Annotated in this window: 20 protein-coding genes and 1 pseudogene; 8 read left to right on the plus strand and 13 right to left on the minus strand. The window is 71.9% G+C overall.

The genetic code is table 11. The annotated features are described in order from the left end of the window. The first annotated feature begins 9 nt into the window (after positions 1-9). Positions 10-936 carry a class A beta-lactamase gene (gene bla / locus K7I03_RS02070; protein ID WP_185942985.1) on the plus strand — a complete coding sequence of 309 codons (927 nt, stop codon included), beginning with the start codon at positions 10-12 and terminating at the stop codon, positions 934-936. 15 nt (positions 937-951) lie between these two features. Here bla and K7I03_RS02075 read toward each other — a convergent pair whose 3' ends face one another. The 9 genes from K7I03_RS02075 to K7I03_RS02115 all read right to left on the minus strand — a co-directional run bounded on the left by K7I03_RS02075 (position 952) and on the right by K7I03_RS02115 (position 9,125). Beyond that, complete coding sequence (locus K7I03_RS02075) at positions 952-1,788, minus strand: MOSC domain-containing protein (RefSeq protein WP_224346821.1); 837 nt, start codon at positions 1,786-1,788, stop codon at positions 952-954. 145 nt (positions 1,789-1,933) lie between these two features. Beyond that, entirely contained in the window at positions 1,934-3,484 is a 1,551-nt protein-coding gene (locus K7I03_RS02080) for an alpha/beta hydrolase (protein ID WP_185942994.1), read from the minus strand. A gap of 181 nt (positions 3,485-3,665) precedes the next feature. Then, positions 3,666-4,499, minus strand: coding sequence for an urease accessory protein UreD (locus K7I03_RS02085; protein WP_185942983.1), 834 nt, complete (start codon positions 4,497-4,499; stop codon positions 3,666-3,668). Further along, a complete protein-coding gene (gene ureG, locus K7I03_RS02090) occupies positions 4,496-5,191 on the minus strand; it encodes an urease accessory protein UreG (protein WP_185942982.1) in 696 nt (231 codons plus the stop codon). The genes K7I03_RS02085 and ureG overlap by 4 nt, the downstream gene beginning before the upstream one ends. 220 nt (positions 5,192-5,411) lie before the next feature. Then, complete coding sequence (locus K7I03_RS02095) at positions 5,412-6,104, minus strand: urease accessory protein UreF (RefSeq protein ID WP_185942981.1); 693 nt, start codon at positions 6,102-6,104, stop codon at positions 5,412-5,414. Beyond that, the gene (locus K7I03_RS02100) at positions 6,104-7,861 is read right to left on the minus strand and encodes an urease subunit alpha (protein ID WP_185942980.1); all 1,758 of its coding nucleotides are present in this window, start codon (positions 7,859-7,861) and stop codon (positions 6,104-6,106) included. The genes K7I03_RS02095 and K7I03_RS02100 overlap by 1 nt, the downstream gene beginning before the upstream one ends. Continuing rightward, positions 7,854-8,165, minus strand: a complete 312-nt coding sequence (locus K7I03_RS02105; RefSeq protein WP_185942993.1) for an urease subunit beta — start codon at positions 8,163-8,165, stop codon at positions 7,854-7,856. Before K7I03_RS02105 ends, K7I03_RS02100 begins: the two co-directional genes overlap by 8 nt. 28 nt (positions 8,166-8,193) lie before the next feature. Beyond that, complete coding sequence (locus K7I03_RS02110; RefSeq protein ID WP_185942979.1) at positions 8,194-8,496, minus strand: urease subunit gamma; 303 nt, start codon at positions 8,494-8,496, stop codon at positions 8,194-8,196. Positions 8,497-8,666: 170 nt separating this feature from the next. After that, positions 8,667-9,125: an Lrp/AsnC family transcriptional regulator gene (locus K7I03_RS02115; protein ID WP_185942978.1), complete on the minus strand. Its 459-nt coding sequence runs from the start codon at positions 9,123-9,125 to the stop codon at positions 8,667-8,669. Positions 9,126-9,187: 62 nt separating this feature from the next. On the opposite strand from K7I03_RS02115, the gene K7I03_RS02120 reads away from it, so the two are divergent. Both K7I03_RS02120 and K7I03_RS02125 read left to right on the plus strand, forming a co-directional pair. Further along, entirely contained in the window at positions 9,188-10,084 is an 897-nt protein-coding gene (locus tag K7I03_RS02120) for an AzlC family ABC transporter permease (protein WP_224346822.1), read from the plus strand. Further along, a complete protein-coding gene (locus tag K7I03_RS02125) occupies positions 10,077-10,406 on the plus strand; it encodes a branched-chain amino acid transporter permease (RefSeq protein ID WP_224346823.1) in 330 nt (109 codons plus the stop codon). Before K7I03_RS02120 ends, K7I03_RS02125 begins: the two co-directional genes overlap by 8 nt. Before the next feature lie 38 nt (positions 10,407-10,444). On the opposite strand, the gene K7I03_RS02130 is transcribed toward K7I03_RS02125, so the two are convergent. Together K7I03_RS02130 and K7I03_RS02135 are read right to left on the minus strand one after the other, a co-directional pair. Beyond that, positions 10,445-10,747, minus strand: a complete 303-nt coding sequence (locus K7I03_RS02130; RefSeq protein ID WP_185942975.1) for a type II toxin-antitoxin system Phd/YefM family antitoxin — start codon at positions 10,745-10,747, stop codon at positions 10,445-10,447. 323 nt (positions 10,748-11,070) lie between these two features. Further along, on the minus strand, positions 11,071-11,331 hold the full coding sequence (locus K7I03_RS02135) for a hypothetical protein (protein WP_185942974.1): 261 nt from the start codon (positions 11,329-11,331) through the stop codon (positions 11,071-11,073). Positions 11,332-11,577: 246 nt separating this feature from the next. Between K7I03_RS02135 and K7I03_RS02140 the strand changes: the two genes are divergently transcribed. Continuing rightward, positions 11,578-12,807 (plus strand): hypothetical protein, encoded by a 1,230-nt coding sequence (locus tag K7I03_RS02140; RefSeq protein WP_185942973.1) that lies wholly within the window; start codon positions 11,578-11,580, stop codon positions 12,805-12,807. Between the two features lie 580 nt (positions 12,808-13,387). Here the strand turns inward: K7I03_RS02140 and K7I03_RS02145 are convergent. Further along, positions 13,388-13,618, minus strand: a complete 231-nt coding sequence (locus tag K7I03_RS02145; protein WP_185942972.1) for a hypothetical protein — start codon at positions 13,616-13,618, stop codon at positions 13,388-13,390. Positions 13,619-14,421: 803 nt separating this feature from the next. On the opposite strand from K7I03_RS02145, the pseudogene K7I03_RS02150 reads away from it, so the two are divergent. The 4 genes and pseudogenes from K7I03_RS02150 to K7I03_RS02165 all read left to right on the plus strand — a co-directional run. Then, positions 14,422-14,643, plus strand: a pseudogene (locus tag K7I03_RS02150) (tyrosine-type recombinase/integrase); the annotation flags it as partial. Between the two features lie 187 nt (positions 14,644-14,830). Then, positions 14,831-15,466, plus strand: coding sequence for an ATP-dependent Clp protease proteolytic subunit (locus tag K7I03_RS02155; protein WP_185942971.1), 636 nt, complete (start codon positions 14,831-14,833; stop codon positions 15,464-15,466). A gap of 53 nt (positions 15,467-15,519) precedes the next feature. Next, on the plus strand, positions 15,520-15,825 hold the full coding sequence (locus K7I03_RS02160; RefSeq protein ID WP_185942992.1) for a hypothetical protein: 306 nt from the start codon (positions 15,520-15,522) through the stop codon (positions 15,823-15,825). Between the two features lie 481 nt (positions 15,826-16,306). Next, positions 16,307-16,777, plus strand: a complete 471-nt coding sequence (locus tag K7I03_RS02165) for a C40 family peptidase (RefSeq protein ID WP_185942970.1) — start codon at positions 16,307-16,309, stop codon at positions 16,775-16,777. Positions 16,778-16,871: 94 nt separating this feature from the next. Here the strand turns inward: K7I03_RS02165 and K7I03_RS02170 are convergent, their stop codons facing one another. Then, positions 16,872-17,300, minus strand: coding sequence for an ATP-binding protein (locus K7I03_RS02170; protein WP_185942969.1), 429 nt, complete (start codon positions 17,298-17,300; stop codon positions 16,872-16,874). Positions 17,301-17,749: the final 449 nt, after the last annotated feature.

The raw sequence follows: 17,749 nt of genomic DNA on the forward strand, positions 1-17,749 counted from the left end.
GTGCCGATCATGGAAACAGGGATATCCCGCAGAGGACTGCTGACCGCGACAGCCGCCGTACCGCTGGCGGCCGCCCTGGCCGCCCCGGTCGCGCACGCCGCCGGGAACGGGGTGGCGGAACGGCTGCGCGCCATGGAGGAGGCGTACCACGGCCGGATCGGACTGGCGGCGTTCGACACCGGCTCCGGGCGGTCGGTGACGTACCGGGCGCACGAACGCTTCGCGATCTGCTCGACGTTCAAGTTCCTGGCCGCCGCCGCGATCCTGGACAAGGCGCGCCGGGACGCCCCCGGGCTCCTGGACCGTCCCGTGTACTACAGCGAGGTCATCGACGGCTCCGACGTCACCAAGGCCAACCTCCCCCGGGGCTTCATGACCGTACGCGAGCTGTGCGACGCGACCATCGCCGTGAGCGACAACACGGCGGGCAACCTGCTGCTGGAGCAGTTGGGCGGCCCGCGGGCGATCGGCGCGTTCGCCCGGACGCTCGGTGACCGCCACACCCGGCTGGACCGCACCGAGCCCACGCTCAACACCAACCTCCCCGGTGACCTCCGGGACACCACGACGCCCGCGGCCATGGCCCGTGACGTGTACGCCCTCACCGTGGGCACGGCCCTCGCGGCGCCCGACCAGGAGCAGCTGAACCGCTGGCTGGAGGGGTGCCGGACCGGGGACGAACGCATCCGCAAGGCCATGCCGGCCGGCTGGCGGGTCGGGGACAAGACGGGAACGGGTCAGCGCGGCGCCGCCAACGACATCGCGGTCGTCCGGCCGCCCGGCCGGGCCCCGCTGGTCGTCGCGGTCTACACGACGCGCGTCGGCAGCACGGAGACCGGTGACAGCGCGGTCATCGCGCGGACCGCGGCGGTGGCCCGCTGCGCCCTGGTCCCGTCGTCCTGCGCGGGCGCGGGCTGCGCCTGCCGGACCGTGTAGCGCGGGGACGGGCCCTCACGCCTCCGGCTCGCCCCACTCCCCGACGCTCAACTCGTCGCCGACGGACAGGGTTCCGGGCCGGAGGACGGAGAACTTGGCGCCGAACACGACCCCGCCCGCCGCCGCCCGCCGGTAGGCAGCGAGGGTGCGGAGGGGTTCCGGGCCGGCCTTCGTCCCGTTCTCCTGGGCGACCATGGTGACCGCGCAGCGCACGGCGAGCTTGGCGTAGGCCAGTTCGGCGTCGCCGATGGCGAAGCGGCGCAGCCGGTCCTCGGTGTGCGGCTCGTCCCAGCCGTCGACGACGATGTTGGGGCGGAAGCGGTTCACGGGGAGCGGCTCCGCGCCGCGCTCGGCCAGCTTCGCGTCGAGCAGGGCGAGGCTGGAGCGGGAGAGCAGGTGGACGGCGGAGCTGTCGGCCCAGCCGGAGGTGCCCGGGGTGAGCCCGTCGGTGACGCGGTCGTGTTCCGGCGGCACCCTGACCAGCCGGCTGGGCGCGCCGAGCACCTCGCTCAGCCAGGCGGCGGCGTCCGGCCCCTGGTCGACGGCCCGGTAGGGCAGGCCGAACATCTCGACGCCGCGCCTGGGCCCGGTGGTGTCCACCTCGACGACGACCTCGCCGGCGTCGGGCGCCCGCAGGGTGAGCAGCGCGCCGTCGGCGCCGACCTCGGGGCGGATCGTCGCGAGGAGCGGGTCCTTGCGCTGGCTGCGGAACACCCCCTCGTCGTCGACGACCATGAACGTCCGGTCGTGCGCGAGCCCCGCGGGCGTCAGGACCGCCTGCCCGAGGGCGGTCCCGGCGCAGCCCTTGACCGGGTAGGACGCCAGGGCGACGACGGTGGCTGGTGCTCTCACGGGGGTTGTCAGGGGAACTGTCGTGGGGGCTGTCATGAGTGCCTGTTCCTGTCCGCTTCCCGCCCGCTTCCCGCGGGCTCGGAAAAGACCGCACCCCGGGCCGTGATCCGGCCCGGGGTGCGGAGGTGGTGAGTCCGTCGGCCTGTTACTTGGCGGCGGCGGCCTTCGGCGCCGGGACGGCGTGCGGGGTGCACGTGACGTCCTTGGCGTCGACCTTGCCGGTGAGCAGGTAGGTGTCGACCCGGTTGTTGATGCAGGGGTTGACCAGGCCGGTGACGCCGTGCGAGCCGGCGCCCTTCTCCGTGATCAGGCGGGAGCCCTGGAAGCGCTTGTGCAGCTCGACCGCGCCGACGTAGGGGGTGGCGGCGTCGCGGGTGGACTGCACGATGAGGGTCTGCGGCAGGCCCTTGTAGGTCTTGACCTCAAGGGGCGTGCCCTGCGGGCCCTTCCAGGTGGCGCAGGGGAGGTTCATCCAGGCGTTGGCCCAGGTCATGAAGGGGGCCTGGCGGTGGATGCGGGTGTTGTCGCGGTCCCACTTCTTCCAGCTGGTGGGCCACTTGGCGTCGGCGCACTCGACGGCCGTGTAGACGGCGTTGCCGTTCTCGGCGGAGACGGCACCGGCCAGGTCGGGGCCGGCGGCCTCGACGAGGGCCTTCTTGTCACCGGCGCGGTACTTGGCCCAGGTGTCGGCGACCGGGATCCAGGAGGAGTCGTAGTACGCGGCGCTCTGGAAGAAGTTGATGAGCTCGGCCGGGCCGACGACCCCGCCGATCGGCTTCTTCTTCGCCTCGGCGCGCAGCTTCAGCCACTGGGCGTGCACCTTGGCCTGGCTGTTGCCGATGTGGAAGACGGAGTCGTACTTGGCGACCCACTGCTCCCAGTCCTTGAAGCGGCCCTCGAAGGCGATGTCCTGCTCGAGGTTGGCGTCGTACCAGATGTTGCTGGTGTCCGGGTTGACGACGCTGTCCACGATCATGCGGCGGACGTGGCCCGGGAACAGCGTGCCGTAGACGGCGCCCAGGTAGGTGCCGTAGGAGACGCCCAGGTAGTTGAGCTTCTTCTCGCCCAGGGCGGCGCGCACGACGTCGAGGTCGCGGGCGGTGTTCATGGTCGTCATGTACGGCAGCATCTTGCCGCTGCGCTTGGCGCAGCCGTCCGCGTACTGCTTGGCGAGCTTGCGCTGCGCCAGCTTGTCCGCCTCGTTGCCCGGCACCGGGTCGGCCTTGGGGGCGGCGACGAACTGCTTGGGGTCGACGCAGGAGATCGGGGCGGACTTGCCCACACCGCGCGGGTCGAAGCCGACGAAGTCGTAGGCCTTGGCGACCTTGGTGTAGATGGGGTTCTTCGTCGTGACCTTGCGCGGGAACTTCAGGCCGGAACCGCCCGGGCCGCCCGGGTTGTAGACCAGCGAGCCCTGGCGCTCCTTGGCGGTGCCGGTGGAGTGGACGCGGTCCACGGCGATCTTGATCGTCGGGCCGTTCGGCTTGGCGTAGTCGACCGGGACGGTCACCCAACCGCACTGGATGGGCTTCTCCAGGCCCCAGGTGGCGGGACAGTCCTGCCACTTGATGCCCGTCTTCGCCGCCTTCGCGGCGGCGGCCTGCACGCCCTTGGCCTCGGCGGCGCCGCCGGGCACGCGCTCGGTGGCACTGGCCGACGGAGCGGCCAGGAAGCCCGCGACGAGGGCGCCGGTCATCACGGTGCCGGTGGCCGCGCCGAGTATCGCTTTAGGTCTCACGTGGGAATCCCCCTGCTGGGAACGCCGTCCTCGGATCGGGACGGCGATGATCACAGAGCTGCACCAGGGATGATTCCGTCTCCCGTACCAAGATGGACAGGTTGTTCGGGTGAATCTTTACTAATCCGTAAGGATGACGTCATGCCGGATGCCTCCTGAGGCGTCCCGCGTCACCCTCGTCCGTCAGTGCCCTTTCCGCCGTGCGCAGGAGCGCGCGCAACCGGAGGGCGTCCGACGCCACGGCGCTCACCACGACGGCAGGGCCGGCGAGCGGCATGGCGGCGGCCACGGCCCCTTCGCCCGGCGGCAGGGCCGGTGCCGGCGGGGTGTCGCCGAAGTCCGGATCGACGACGAGGAGCTGCCCCACGGCCCGGTGGCCGCCGAGCACCGCGCCGCCTTCCCAGCCGGGCGCGCCCGGCCCGTAGGCCAGCTCCTGGTCGAGGAGCGGGCGGCCGGCGCGGCGGACGGTCAGCCGGGCGGTGAGCCGCCCGGGCCGCTCCCCCGTCCGGCCGAGGACCTGCTCCTCCCGGAGCACCAGCCGGGCCGTGGGGGCGAGTTCGACGCGGGTGGTCGTCCGCAGGTCGCTGCCCGCGGCGGAGATCAGCGGCTCGGGCAGCCAGTGCAGCGTCGCACCGTCCCCGACCGTGATCCGGATGTCGTACGCGGCCGGGGCGCCCGTCCGGCCGGGCAGGGCGAGGGTGGCGGCCGTGGTGGTGAAGCGGAGCGCTGCGCCCGGCTCGACGGTCGCGGTCAGCGTCAGCCGGTCGCCGCCGAGCGGCGCGCTCATCGCGCCGACCAGCGCGACGTGCGCCACCGGCCCGCGGTGTCCGGTCCTGCGGAGCGCGAACGGCGCCTCGCCGGCCAGGACGGGGAGCGCCGTGCTGCCGCGGCCGTCCGGGGCCGCGACGAGGCGGGCGGCGGCCCGGACGGCGGCCGCCGGCGGCCGCGGCCCGGCGATCGGGGCGGTGGTCATGCCCGGCGCCACGCGGCGAGCCGCTCGCGCACCCAGTCCCGTACCGGCGCGACGCCGCCCTCGGCGGCGAGCGACGTGAACGCCACCGGCAGGTCCCCGCGTTGGGCCTTGGCGTCGCGCGCCATGCCGTCCAAGTCGACGCCGACGTACGGCGCGAGGTCCGTCTTGTTGACGACGAGCAGGTCCGCGCCGGTGATGCCCGGGCCGCCCTTGCGCGGGATGTCGTCGCCGCCCGCCACGTCGATCACGAAGATCTGGGCGTCGACGAGGCCCTTCGAGAAGGTGGCGGTGAGGTTGTCGCCGCCCGACTCGACCAGGACGAGGTCGAGGGGGCCTTCGATGGTGTCCTCAAGGTCCTCGATGGCTTCGAGGTTGGCCGAGATGTCGTCCCGGATCGCGGTGTGCGGGCAGGCGCCCGTCTCCACGGCCGTGATGCGCTCCGGCGGCAGGACGGCGTTGCGGAGGAGGAACTCGGCGTCCTCGCGGGTGTAGATGTCGTTGGTCACGACCGCGATCGAGAGTTCGTCGCGGAGGGCTCGGCAGAGGGCGGCCACGGTGGCCGTTTTGCCGGTGCCTACGGGGCCGCCGAGGCCGATGCGGAGCGCTCGGCGCTGGCCGTTCGCGCGGAGGGCTGGGGTGGCTGAGTGGGTGTGGCGGTGGGGGTAGGGGGTGGTGGAGTGGTCGAGGTGCATTGTCGGGTCTCCCTTGGGTGGGTAGTTGCGGGCTTTTGGGGTACCCCGGTCCCGCCCTTTCTCCGTTTCCTGCAGGGGCTGCGCCCCTGCACCCCCTCTCAGCCCGTCCGGCGTTTGAGGACGAGCGGCGAAGCCGCGACAAGGGGGGTCTGGGGGCTCGCCCCCAGGAATCGGCGAAGTGGGGGTGCCCCCTCTGGGGGAGGGACCGGGGCACACCCCCCTACGAAGCGAACAGCCGCACCGGCCACCCCGCATGCACCTCCGCCATCACATCCAGCAGCGGCGCCGACGCAGCCGGCAGCACGTCCGCCCCCTCCGCGAGAACACGCACCCCCAGAGCCGCGGCCCGCCCCGCCACCGCGTCCAGCTCCGGCGCCAGCCGCGCCAGCACCCCCGTAGCGTCGAACGGATCGAGACCGAGGAGCCGTACGACAGCCGTGGCGGGCCCGCCGATCGCCTCGTACCCGGCCGCGTACGCGGCGGCCCCCGCCCCCAGCCCCGCCGCGCGGGCGGTGAGGCCGAGGACGACGGGCTGGTGGGCGCCGCGCGGCCGGGCCGCGGCGAGGGTGTCGAGGGCGGGTGAGGGCCAGGCCGCCCGCGCGGCGCGCATCAACTGGCGGCCGAGGCGGCGGGCGGTGGCGCGCAGGGCCGGGGACGGTGTCCGCGCGTCGGCGGCCTCGTCGAGGAGGAGCGGGTCCGCGCCGGCGGCGGCCGCCGCGGCGAGCGCGGCGGCGGTCAGCCCGGCGGTGTGCAGCCGGCCGCGGCAGAACTCCTCCAGGTCGGCCGCGTCCCGGATGCGGCCCGCGGCGACGGCCGCCTCCGCGCCGCCGGAGTGCGCGTGGCCGCCGGCGGGGAACCGCCCGTCGGCGAGGACGAGCAGCGGGCCGAGAGCGGTGGTGTCGACGCCCGTCATCAGAAGAGGAAGTAGCGCTGGGCCATGGGGAGTTCCATCACCGGGCTCGGTTCCACCGGATCGCCGTCGACGGTGACGGTGAAGGTGTCCGGGTCGACCTCGACGCGCGGCCGGGCGTCGTTCTCGCGCATGTCGGCCTTGGTGACGCCCCGGGTGTCGCGGATGGGGAGGAAGCGCTTGCCGAGCCCGAGGCGTTCGGGAAGGCCGTCGTCGAGGGCCCACTGGGTGACGAAGTTGAGGGAGGTGGCGGCGGGGGCGCGGCCCACCGCCCCGAACATCGGACGCGGCAGCACGGGTTGGGGGGTGGGAATGGAGGCGTTGGCGTCGCCCATCTGCGCCCAGGCGATCTGCCCGCCCTTGAGCACGAGCAACGGCCGGACGCCGAAGAAGGCCGGTTCCCACAGCACCAGATCGGCGAGTTTCCCCTCCTCTACCGACCCGATCTCGTGGTCGAGCCCCTGGGCCACGGCCGGGTTGATCGTGTACTTGGCGACGTAGCGGCGGGCGCGCCGGTTGTCGGCCGGGCCGTCGCCGGGCAGCGGGCCGCGCCGGGCCTTCATCACATGCGCCGTCTGCCAGGTGCGCAGCACGGTCTCCCCGATGCGGCCCATGGCCTGGGAGTCGGAGGAGACGATGGAGATGGCGCCGAGGTCGTGGAGGACGTCCTCGGCGGCGATGGTGCCGGGGCGGATGCGGGACTCGGCGAAGGCCAGGTCCTCGGGGACGGCGGGGTTGAGGTGGTGGCAGACCATCAGCATGTCGAGGTGTTCCTCGACGGTGTTGACGGTGTGCGGCCGGGTGGGGTTGGTGGAGCTGGGGAGGACGTTGGGTTCGGAGACGACGGTGATGATGTCGGGAGCGTGCCCGCCGCCCGCGCCCTCGGTGTGGTACGCGTGGATGGAGCGCCCGGCGATGGCGCGGAGGGTGTCGCCGACGAACCCGGCCTCGTTGAGGGTGTCGGTGTGGATGGCGAGCTGGGCGCCGCTCTCCTCGCACACGGAGAGGCAGGCGTCAATGACGGCGGGGGTCGCCCCCCAGTCCTCGTGGATCTTGAATCCGACGGCGCCGGCGCGCAGTTGGGCGCGCATGGCGTCGTACGAGACGGTGTTGCCCTTGCCGAGCAGCCCGACGTTGACGGGGTATGCCTCCATCGCCTCGAACATCCGGGCGAGGTGCCAGGCGCCGGGGGTGACGGTGGTGGCCTTGCTGCCCTCCGCCGGGCCGGTGCCGCCGCCGACGAGGGTGGTGATCCCGGTGGCGAGGGCGGTCTCGGCGGCCTGCGGGCAGATGAAGTGGACGTGGGCGTCGACGGCTCCGGCGGTGAGGATGCGCCCGTTGCCGGAGATGATCTCGGTTTCGGGTCCGATCACCAGGTCGGGGTGGACGCCGTCCATGGTGTCGGGGTTGCCGGCCTTGCCGACGCCGGTGATCCGGCCGTCGCGGATGCCCACGTCGGCCTTGACGACGCCCCAGTGGTCGAGGACCACCGCACCCGTGATGACGGTGTCGGGGGCGCCCTCGGCCCGGGTGGCCCGGGACTGGCCCATGGACTCGCGGATGACCTTGCCGCCGCCGAACACCGCCTCGTCGCCCGCCCGCCCGGGCCCTCCGCAGCGGTCCTCCTCCACCTCGATCAGGAGGCTGGTGTCGGCGAGGCGGATGCGGTCGCCGGTGGTGGGGCCGTAGAGGGCGGCGTACGCGGCCCGGTCGAGCCGGGGCGGTCCCGGGAGCGTCGCGTCGGCCGCGGAGTCAGCCATCGAGCTGGCCCCCGCAGGCCCCGCGCAGCCCCGGGACGATCCGCTTGCCGGCCAGCGGGACGAGGTCCACCTCCACCGGGATGCCGGGCTCGAAGCGGACGGCGGTGCCGGCCGGGATGTCGAGCCGTTTGCCGTGGGCGGCGGCCCGGTCGAAGTCGAGGCCCGGGTTGGCCTCGGCGAAGTGGTAGTGCGAGCCCACCTGCACGGGCCGGTCGGCGGCGTTGAGCACGGTGATCCGGGTGCGGTGCAGGCCCTCGTTGAGGCGGACGGGCTCGTCCGCGTGGAAGACCTGACCCGGTATCAGGGCGTCGACGGTCATGGGTTCCCCCTCGTCAGGCTATGGGCTCGTGGACGGTGACGAGCTTGGTCCCGTCCGGGAAGGTGGCCTCGACCTGGACGTCGGGGATCATCTCGGGGATGCCGGGCATGACCTCGTCGCGGGTGAGCACCTTCCGTCCGGACGCCATGAGTTCGGCGACCGTCCGGCCGTCGCGGGCGCCCTCCAGGACGTGCGCGGTGATGAGGGCCACGGCCTCGGGGTGGTTGAGGAGCAGTCCGCGGGTCCGGCGCTTCTCGGCCACGTCGGCGGCCACATGGATCAGCAGCCGCTCCTGCTCGTGCGGGGTCAGTCGCACAGGTCCCACCTCACTGTCGTCCGAACGCAGCGGGACGTTACCCCAGTTCAGCACGGTGCCGACGGGCGCGGACCCGCCCGGGGGCCGGTGATTGCAACTTACTGCGCAAGCTTTTCCACCGTGTTAACCGCCGCTTTGCGTCACCATGGCGAACGGGCGCGCCGGGCCGTTCAGTCGATCACCTTGATCTTCTTCATGGTCGGCTGGGAGATGACCCGGGCGACGCCGGGGATGCCGATGATCTTCTTCGTCTGGAACGCCTCGTAGGCGGCGTAGTCGGCGACCAGCACCCGCAGGTAGTAGTCGGGCGTGCCGAACGCGCGGCGGAACTCGACGACTTCCTCGTAGGCGGCGATGGTCGACTCCAGCCCCTCCAGCGTCTTCAGGTCGCTGACCGACACCTCGATGGACACCAGCACCTCCAACCCCCGGCCGGCCGCCTCGTGGTCGACCCTCGCCCGGTAGCCGGTGATGATCCCGGCCTCCTCCAGTCGCTTCACCCGGCGCAGGCAGGGCGGGGGCGTCAGGCCGACCCGCCGGGCCAGTTCGACGTTGGTCAGCCGCCCGTCTTGCTGAAGGTGATACAAGATGTCACGATCGACCTCGTCGACTTTACTTTTGTTACTCATGCACCCACCCTACGGGCATATTTCGAAACCATATGAGGCGGCATACATCCTAGGATTGCCGCATGGCGACCCTTCCGACGGGACACATCGGCACCGGCACTGCCCCCTCTCCCCCGGCTCCCCCCGAGGGACTGCGGACGGACCTGCGACGCGCACTCAAGGACTCCGGCTCGGTGGGCCTGGGGGCCTGTCCGATGGGCGTGGCCTTCGGCGTCCTGGTCGCCCACTCCGGGCTCCCGTGGTGGTGGGCGAGCGTCTTCTCCGGCTTCATCTACGCCGGCTCCCTGGAGTTCCTCTTCCTCGGCCTGGTGCTGTCGACCGCGCCGCTCGCGTCGATCGCGGTGACGGCCTTCCTGGTCAACTTCCGGCACGTCTTCTACGCGCTGTCCTTCCCGCTGCACCGGGTCCGGGGCCGGCTCGGGAAGGTGTACAGCACCTTCGCCCTGTCCGACGAGGCGTACGCGGTCACGGTCGGCGAGGCCGCCCGGAACCACTCCGGCCGGCGGATCCTCTGGCTCCAGGTGTTCATCCACTGCTACTGGGCCGGCGGGGCGACGACCGGCGCCCTGCTGGGCTCGGTGATACCGGAGAGCATCAAGGGCCTCGACTTCGCGGTGACCGCCCTCTTCACCGTCCTGGCCATCGACGCCTTCCGCGCCCGCCGCGACATCCCCACCCCGCTGCTGGCCCTGGCCTGCGCGCTTGTGGCCCGGTTCACGTTCCCCGGGCAGATGCTGCTTGTCGCGTTCGCGCTGTTCACCGCCGGGCTGCTGGCCCGCTACGTCTGGACCGGAAAGACGCGGCGGAGACGGCGGACACGGAAGGACCGACAGGGAGGGCAGGACCGGCAGGACCGGCAGGACCGGCAGGACCGGCAGGACCGGCAGGACCGGCAGGACCGGCAGGACCGGCAGGACCGGCAGGACCAGAACGACGACAAGGAGCGGATCCGTGCCTGACACCGGATACCTGATCGCGGCCGTGGCCACCGCCGTCGCCGTCACCTGGGCCCTGCGCGCCCTGCCCTTCGCCGCCCTGGCCCCGCTGCGGTCGAGCCCGCTGGCCGTCTACCTCAACAAGGCGATGCCGGTCGGGGTGATGGCCGTCCTCGCCGTCTACACCCTGCGCGGCTTCGACCCGCACGTCCCCGACCGCGCCTGGCCGACCGTCATCGCGCTGGTTTTCACCGTGGCGCTGCACCTGTGGCGGCGCAATCTCCTGCTGTCCGTCCTCGCCGGCACCGTCGTCCACGTGCTGCTCGCCAGCACGGTCTTCGACTGATCCCCAGGACGACCGCCTCCGGGGCGCCGGGCCGCCCCTCAGCGCCGAGGGCCGCTCCCCGGGGCGCGGTGCTCGGCCGCGATGCCGAAACGGCCGGGGTCGCCGGGGGTGGACGGCAGGTGCCGGACGGTCGAGACGGTGCTGATCACCGGCTCGTCCGCGGCCCGCTCGTCCGCTTCCGCCTCACGCCGCTCCAGCCGCTCCAGGTCGGCGGCGGACACCAGCGCGACCAGGGGCTTCCCGTGGCGCGTCACGACGACCCGCTCGCCGCCGTAGACGACGCGGTTGATCAGCTCCGCCAGCTCCGCTCGGGCTTGCGTCACAGGAATCTCGTAGGCCATGCCCCTAGCTTAGGCAATGCCCACCTGGTCCGCCGTGGTCCGTGACGACAGCGAATGCCCAGGTCAGGGACTCTCGTATGCGCCCGTGCGCTCTCGTCTGTGAGAAATGTGTGAGCCGAGGTGAGACGTGGAACAGGAGCTGTCCAGCGTCCCGGCACCCGCGTTCGGGCAGATCTGGCTCGCTCGGCAGCGTCACGGGCCCGACCGGGCCCGCCTGGAGAGGGGCTCAGGTTGAGTCCTGGAGGACTGTGTGCCCCCAGACGAGGTCGGTGACTGACAGCCCGCATGCCACCCTGTCACTCGAAGGGCTGGTGCTGCCGCGATCACCCGTCCAGCCCCAGACAGCGACGGGCACGGCGGGCAGTGGACAGAGCGCGGTCCATCTCGACCTGAGCGGGCCAGCCGTCCTCCGGGTGGGCACAGCGGTTGCGTACCAGCCGCAGGTGTTCGAGGTCGTGAAGGGCGAGGTCCGTGTGCCGGACGAGATACGCGACGCACCGCTGCGGGCGGGCCTGGCGCTGCAGAACTCCCCAGGCGTACAGGAGTTCATAAAGTCCCTGGGGCGAGTGAAAAGTGAGAGTCACGGCAGCTCCGGACACAGCGAGGCCGAGGCACGAACGGGGCCTGGCCGATCGGGTGGGATGCCTCAAGTTCAAGGCCCGGCGCCGTCATCCGCCGCTATTCCGAAGGAAGTTGGAGGATTTTGAATGGCGTTGAAGAGGACTGGAGCCTGTTGGACGGATGCCGCCACCTGCCCGGGCGGCCCGGTCTAGGCTGCGCTCCACCGACCGCCCGGGGAAAGGGCGGAGGAGTGCGGGAGGGGTACGGGCGTGGTCGATATCGAGGACGCGGCGGCGCAGGAGGGCGCGGTGCAGGAGCTCGCGCGGTACATGCGCGAGCTCTGGGTGACAAACGGCTCGCCCAGCTACGAGGACATCGTCAAGCGGGTCCGTAAGAACGACCCGTCCTCGTCGCTCTCCAAGGGCACCTTGACGCACGTCTTCAATGGCCGCGGCTTGTCACACCGCAGGAACATCGAGGCCGTCGCCCGGGCGCTCGGCGACCAGGCGGCCACCACCGAAGCACTGCGGATGTGGGACGCGGCGCGCAGGCAGCGCAACGAGGCCGCGGCCGCCGGCCGCACGGTGAAAACGGCGAGAGCGGAGACAGAGGAGGCCCCGAACGACGCGGCGCCGGCCGGGGGCCCCGTCACCGGTCGGCACCGGCTCGTGCCCTGGAAAGTGGTCACCGTCACCGCGGCCACATTGCTTGCCGCGGGTGTCGGCGTCTGGCAGCTGACCGGTCACCAGGCCCCGGCGGAGGCCGTCGGCGGCCGTACCGGCGCCCCGGCGGCGCCCTCCGCCGGGCACGGACGGCCCGCTCCCCTGTCGTCAGCAGCCGGCGCGTCGCCGGACGGACCGGTCTGGACGGGCAAGCCGCCTCTGGCCGTGCGCGCCGCATGGTCCGACGACGTGTGCGGCCCGACGATCTGGTACGACGGCCCGGCGGAGCAGTACTTCACCGCGTGGAAGAACCGCACGAAGAGCGCGACGCCGACGGAGTTCGTCAGTGACCAGTACAGTCCGCCGGTGGCCATGACGGTGCAGGGCCGCACCGAGGAGTCGGTGATTCTCACGGGCTTGGAGGTCACGGTTCTGCGCAGCGCTCCTCCGCCGACCCATGGCGTCGTCATCAACACCGCGTACGGCTGCGGTGGGGAGCAGCCCCAGCGGCCGTTCACCGCGGACTTCGCTCGTCGGCCGGTGAAGGTGACCGCCGGCGCCGGCCAGGACAACGACGGCAAAGCGATCCCGCCGGTGCGTTTCCCCTTCAAGGTCAGTCTCACCGACCCCGAGGACTTCCTCATCCACGCGAAGAACACCACCGGCGACTGCGCGTTCGCGATCATCCTGCACTGGGTCGCCGACGGCAAGGCCGGCACCACGACCCTGGACAACGGCGGCAAGGGCTTCCGTCTCATCAAGACCACGTCACTGCCGGCCTACCGGTTCAACGGGGACATGGAACGGCCTGGCCTCGTACGCGTCCCGTCCATCTGACGAAGTCCCGCCGGGCTTCACCCTCTCACACACGATCGGCGCAAGCGGCCGGGCCTTCCATGCCTCGGTCCAGATGCGGCCGCATCCCAGGTCGGGCAGGTGCGCGAAGACGGTCCCCCACTCCTGATGCACGGCCCCGAACGTCACACTGACCCCCTGCTGGTCGGCGAGGAGGCCAGTGTGACGGGTAGCCCTGACCTCCCATCAGGTTCACAACAGGCCGGGCTCAAGGGGTACGACAAGGGCCCCGCCGATGCGGGGTCCGAGGGGCGTTCGGGTCAGGACCCGACCGGGGTCAGCCGGTGAGGCAAGCAGGCCGGTGATTGCGTCGAGGACGACGAGAGCGAGAGGGACCTGAGCGGTCTGAACGGCGGCCAGGGCTGCCCGGGCGCGGCCGGCCGGGGTCTGCATGTCGGGGATCAGGGCGGTGACACCGCTCCCCAGGGCGCGGTCGCGGGTCGGGTTACTCACCCGCGCAGTCTGCCGCGCCGCCCGTCTGGCGGCCACACCCGGGGCGCTGTGCGGCCGTCAGACGCCGCGCGGAGCCCGGCTCAGAAGAACCGGTGGATGCAAACATCGATCATCGCAGTGAGGTAGTGAGGTTGGGCAGGGTGCGGTCGGTGAGCGTCTCCACGCGGTCGACAAACATGTCATCGACGATGAAGAACCAGAGCGCGTAGTCGGCCAGGGCCCGCAGCAACTCGCGGCCGGCCTCCGGGTAGCAGCGCGCCGCGAACCTGCCGTACTTGGCCCGGGCCAGCCTGGCCCGGTATGCCTCGTCGGGGGCGAGTCCGTACCGCTCGGCGAACATCCTGGCACCCCGTTCGACATCGTCGGCGTCGGGGTGGACCGCCGAAGGCCACGGAAAGTGGAACTTCGGGATGCGGAGCTGACTCGCCTCCGGCGTACGGCCGGGTCCGTCGGCCGGCTGCGCCGCCGGACCGGCGTGGCACGAACCCGGCCCGGGGGGCGCTGCCTCGTGCCTGGAGAATCGGGCGGCCGACGTCCCGATCCCCGTCGGCCCCACGGGCAGGACCACTCCCGAGGCCGCCACTGCCCCCCTCGCTGGGCGCGGCCCGGATCGCCCTTGCCATGACGGGGTACCCACCACGAGCTCGGTGACCGGCATCCATGCCTCCTCATTGTCGCCTGGCAGACGTCGATCCGCGTCGCCGGACGCATGCGCGAACTACCCGCGGTGCGCACGAGAGTTGTCTCGCCTTCCGGCAGCCGGTTCACCCTCCGGCCGGCGTCGCCGTCCCAGCCCTGCCCGCACAGTGATCGAAATCGGGGATGGACACCCCAAACCATCAGTTCACGTGAATCACTTCGACACACGCCCTGTGGACAGTGCGACGTCACCTTCTACCTGGATCCGGGCTCGGCGGAATTCGGCTACCGGATCCGCGCGGCATACGCCGACCACGATGAGCCTGGCGAAGGCGAGCCACCGCACGCCGACCTGCCCAGCGTCGAGACCCTGCGCATCACCGGGGACAGCACGTGGACCGAACGAGGCCTCACTCTCGGACATCCGTGCGGTGCTTGCGCCCCCACGTCACCTCTGTCACGTCGGCGATCCGCGCGGGAGAGACCCCGGCGAACGTGCCGCGCCCAGCCCCGATGACCTCGAATACCGCCTACGAAACGGCGCTCGGTAGCCGTCCCCTTCGGCGGCCGCATCGAGCCGAGCAACGTCAAGGCGGGCCGGCCCGCCCGCCCCATCCGCTTCCAGTGCGCCGGCTGCGGGGTTTCTACCGTCCCGACCCCTCCCACCTGCCGGCCACCGAGGACCACGTCCGGCCGCTGAAGGCTGACCGTGAGACCGCCGAGGCGTGAGTTATCTGTGACCTGCGGGGAGTCAAAAAGCCCTCTTACCTGGGCATTTCACCTGATCACTAGAATCCGATCCCGTTCCATCAGCACGTACGTCCTGTACATTTTTTACAGAGGGCGTCGCGATCAGGACCGACGCGCCGTCCACCGCAGCACGCCCGCGTCGACCACGCCCTGGAGGCCAGCCGTGATCCCGTACACGTCCCGTCACGTCCTGCCGGAGTTCACCGAGCGCACCACCGACGGCCGCCGCACGCTCGACCCCTACTCGAAACTCCTGTCGGAGCGGATCGTCATGCTGGGCACGGAGGTCGACGACACCGCCGCCACGGACGTGATCGCCCAGCTGATGCATCTGGAGCACGCGGCGCCCGACCGGGACGTCTCGCTCTACATCAACTCCCCCGGCGGCTCCTTCGCCGCCCTGTGCGCCGTGCACGACACCCTGCGCTACATCGCCTGCGACATCGAGACCGTCTGCCTGGGCCAGGCCGGCCCGGCCGCCGCCCTGCTGCTCGCCGCCGGCACCCCGGGCAAGCGGGCGGTGCTGCCGCACGCCCGGGTGCTCATCGGCCCGCCCGCCCTGCCGGAGCCGGTCCGCGGCACCCCCTCCGACCTGGTGATCCACGCCGAGGAGCTGCTGCGCCGACGGTCCACGCAGGCGGAGTTGCTGGCCCGTTACACCGGGCGGGACGTCGAGCGGATCCTGGCCGACACCGACCGGGACACGGTCTTCGACGCCCCGGCGGCGGTGACCTACGGCCTGGCCGACCGGGTCGTCGACAACCGCGCCGCCTGGCCGACGCAGCCGGCCGGGCGGTGACGGGGGTGAAAGACGGAGCGGACGGAGCAGACGGGACGAACGGGGCGCGCGGCATCTGGCCCGAGTGGCCGCCGCTGCCCGCCCTGACCCGCGCCGAGGGCGAGGTGGTGGACCGGTACCTCGAAGTACTGGATCTCCTCGGCAGGATCAACCCCGCCCGGGTACAGGGCACGTACGGAGGGCTACGAGCCGCGCAGGCTCTGGTGGTCGCGAGCACGGGACTGCGGGACGCCCTCACGGTCATGTTCGAACGCGGTGAACGGGAGGTGTACACGGGGACAATGGCACGCGCGTTGCGCGCCCTCGACGGAGAGCGCCGTGCGCGCCGGGTGATGTTGCCGCCGCCATCCGCGAGTTGAGAAGCGGAAACGCTTTTCAACAGGATTCCTCCAGACAGCGGACGCGTTCGTAGACGGGGTGCGGTGATCACTCTCAGCGGCGCGCGCACTCCGCGCTTGAGTGATCCGTAACCGGCGCAGGTGGCGGCCTCAGCACGGCCTTCCCATGAGGGTCAAACCGCCCTGCGTCCACCTGAATTGCCCACAGGTGACGAGGCTCACATAACCGGGGTTCCGCTCGGAAAGCCGGCCGCGACTGCGTCAAGATCCTCGGGACGACAAGCCCCCGCCACACGGCGGGGCGGTCCCGGCGGACGCCGAACCCTGCCGCCGCCGGGGCGGGTCGACGAGGAGTGCATCGGCAGGGATGGAGGACCCGAGCACGGCGGGACGGCTCCCCGGAGCCGCCCCTTGGGGTGAAGCCGCCCAGGCGGCCGGGCATTCTTCGCCTGCCCGAACCCGACAGGCAATCCTTCACAGGCGGCTGACGAAGGGTATGCGCATGGGCGCGCACAAACGTCCCGCAAGGCTGTCCAAAGCCAAGGCCGCATCGGCCCTGACCCTCGCCGCCGTCGGCGTCTCGTTCCTGACGCCGGGCGGCACCTCCAAGGCGGAGGCGGCATCCGTCTCGGTCAGGGCACTGCAGATCGCCGCATCCAAGCAGGGCTCGCCCTACCAGTGGGGCGCCACGGGCCCGTACCGCTTCGACTGCTCGGGGCTGACCCTCTACTCCTTCAAGCGGGCCGGCAAGCAGCTGCCCCGCACCGCCGCGGCCCAGTACAACCGCACCCGCCACATCCCCCGGTCCGCCCGTGAAGAGGGCGACCTGGTCTTCTTCCACTCCGGGCGGGGCGTCTACCACGTCGGGATATACGCCGGGGGCGGCAAGATGTGGCACGCCCCCAAGACCGGTTCCGTCGTCCGCCTGGAGCGGATCTGGACGAACAGCGTCTGGTACGGCCGGGTGACCTGAGGCGGGCGACCTGCGCCGCGCTTCATAAGCCGAGCGACCCGAGGCCGTCGGCCGGGCGAGGGACCCTCGCCCCTGCCGCGGCCGTCCGCGGCCCTCACCGTACCGGCACGGTCCACGGAAGGCGGATCCACACCGTCTTGCCGCCCTCGGCGGTCGGCGTGACGCAGAACCGGCCGCCGCGCTCGGCGGCGAGCCAGCGGACGATCACCAACCCGCGCCCGTTGTCCTGCTGGACCGCGGCGGGCAGCCGGCGAGGGTGACGGGGATGACTGTCGGTGACCCCGATACGCAGCTCCTCGTCCCGTTCGAGCAGCACATCCACGGTGAAGGTGGGGGACTGGCCGCGGGTGTGCTGCACGGCGTTGGTGGCCAGCTCGGAGACGATCAGCCGCACCGCCTCGGCGGTCTCCGTGCCGTCCGGCAGACCCCATCCCGCCAGGACGGACGCGACATAGCGGCGGGCCGTGGACACCGAGGCGGGGGCGCTCGGCAGAGTGACGGACGCTTCCTGGAGATCTGCCATGTCACTGACCTTTCCGCCGGGTTCCATCCGGTTCCGTCCAGTTACGTCCGGTTCCACCCGGTCCCACCAGGGCGGGCTCCCTGGGCCGGTGCGTGCGGACACGCGGGGTGACAGGACCGGTCGGGAGAGGCCCACGGGCGGCTCTTCACGTCAGAGTGCCACTGATAACGCCCGTGATGGGTGTGATCCACCGAGATGTGCATATATCTGTCGCTCGAAGCGGTGAACTCTGCGACGGCGGACCGTATGTGAGCGGATCGATGGTCTATTGACTCAGAGGGACGCGGAGTCCCCATGGGTACGCGCCGGCTCAGAGGTAAGCACGGCCTCAGGGGCACGCGCCGCCCCAGGGGCACGCGCCGCCCCAGGGGCACGCGCCGCCCCAGGGGCACGCGCCGCCCCAGGGGCACGCGCCGACTCAGGGATACGCAGGCGAGGACGTACGGCAC

The sequence above is a fragment of the Streptomyces mobaraensis genome (assembly GCF_020099395.1).
Lineage (GTDB): Bacteria > Actinomycetota > Actinomycetes > Streptomycetales > Streptomycetaceae > Streptomyces.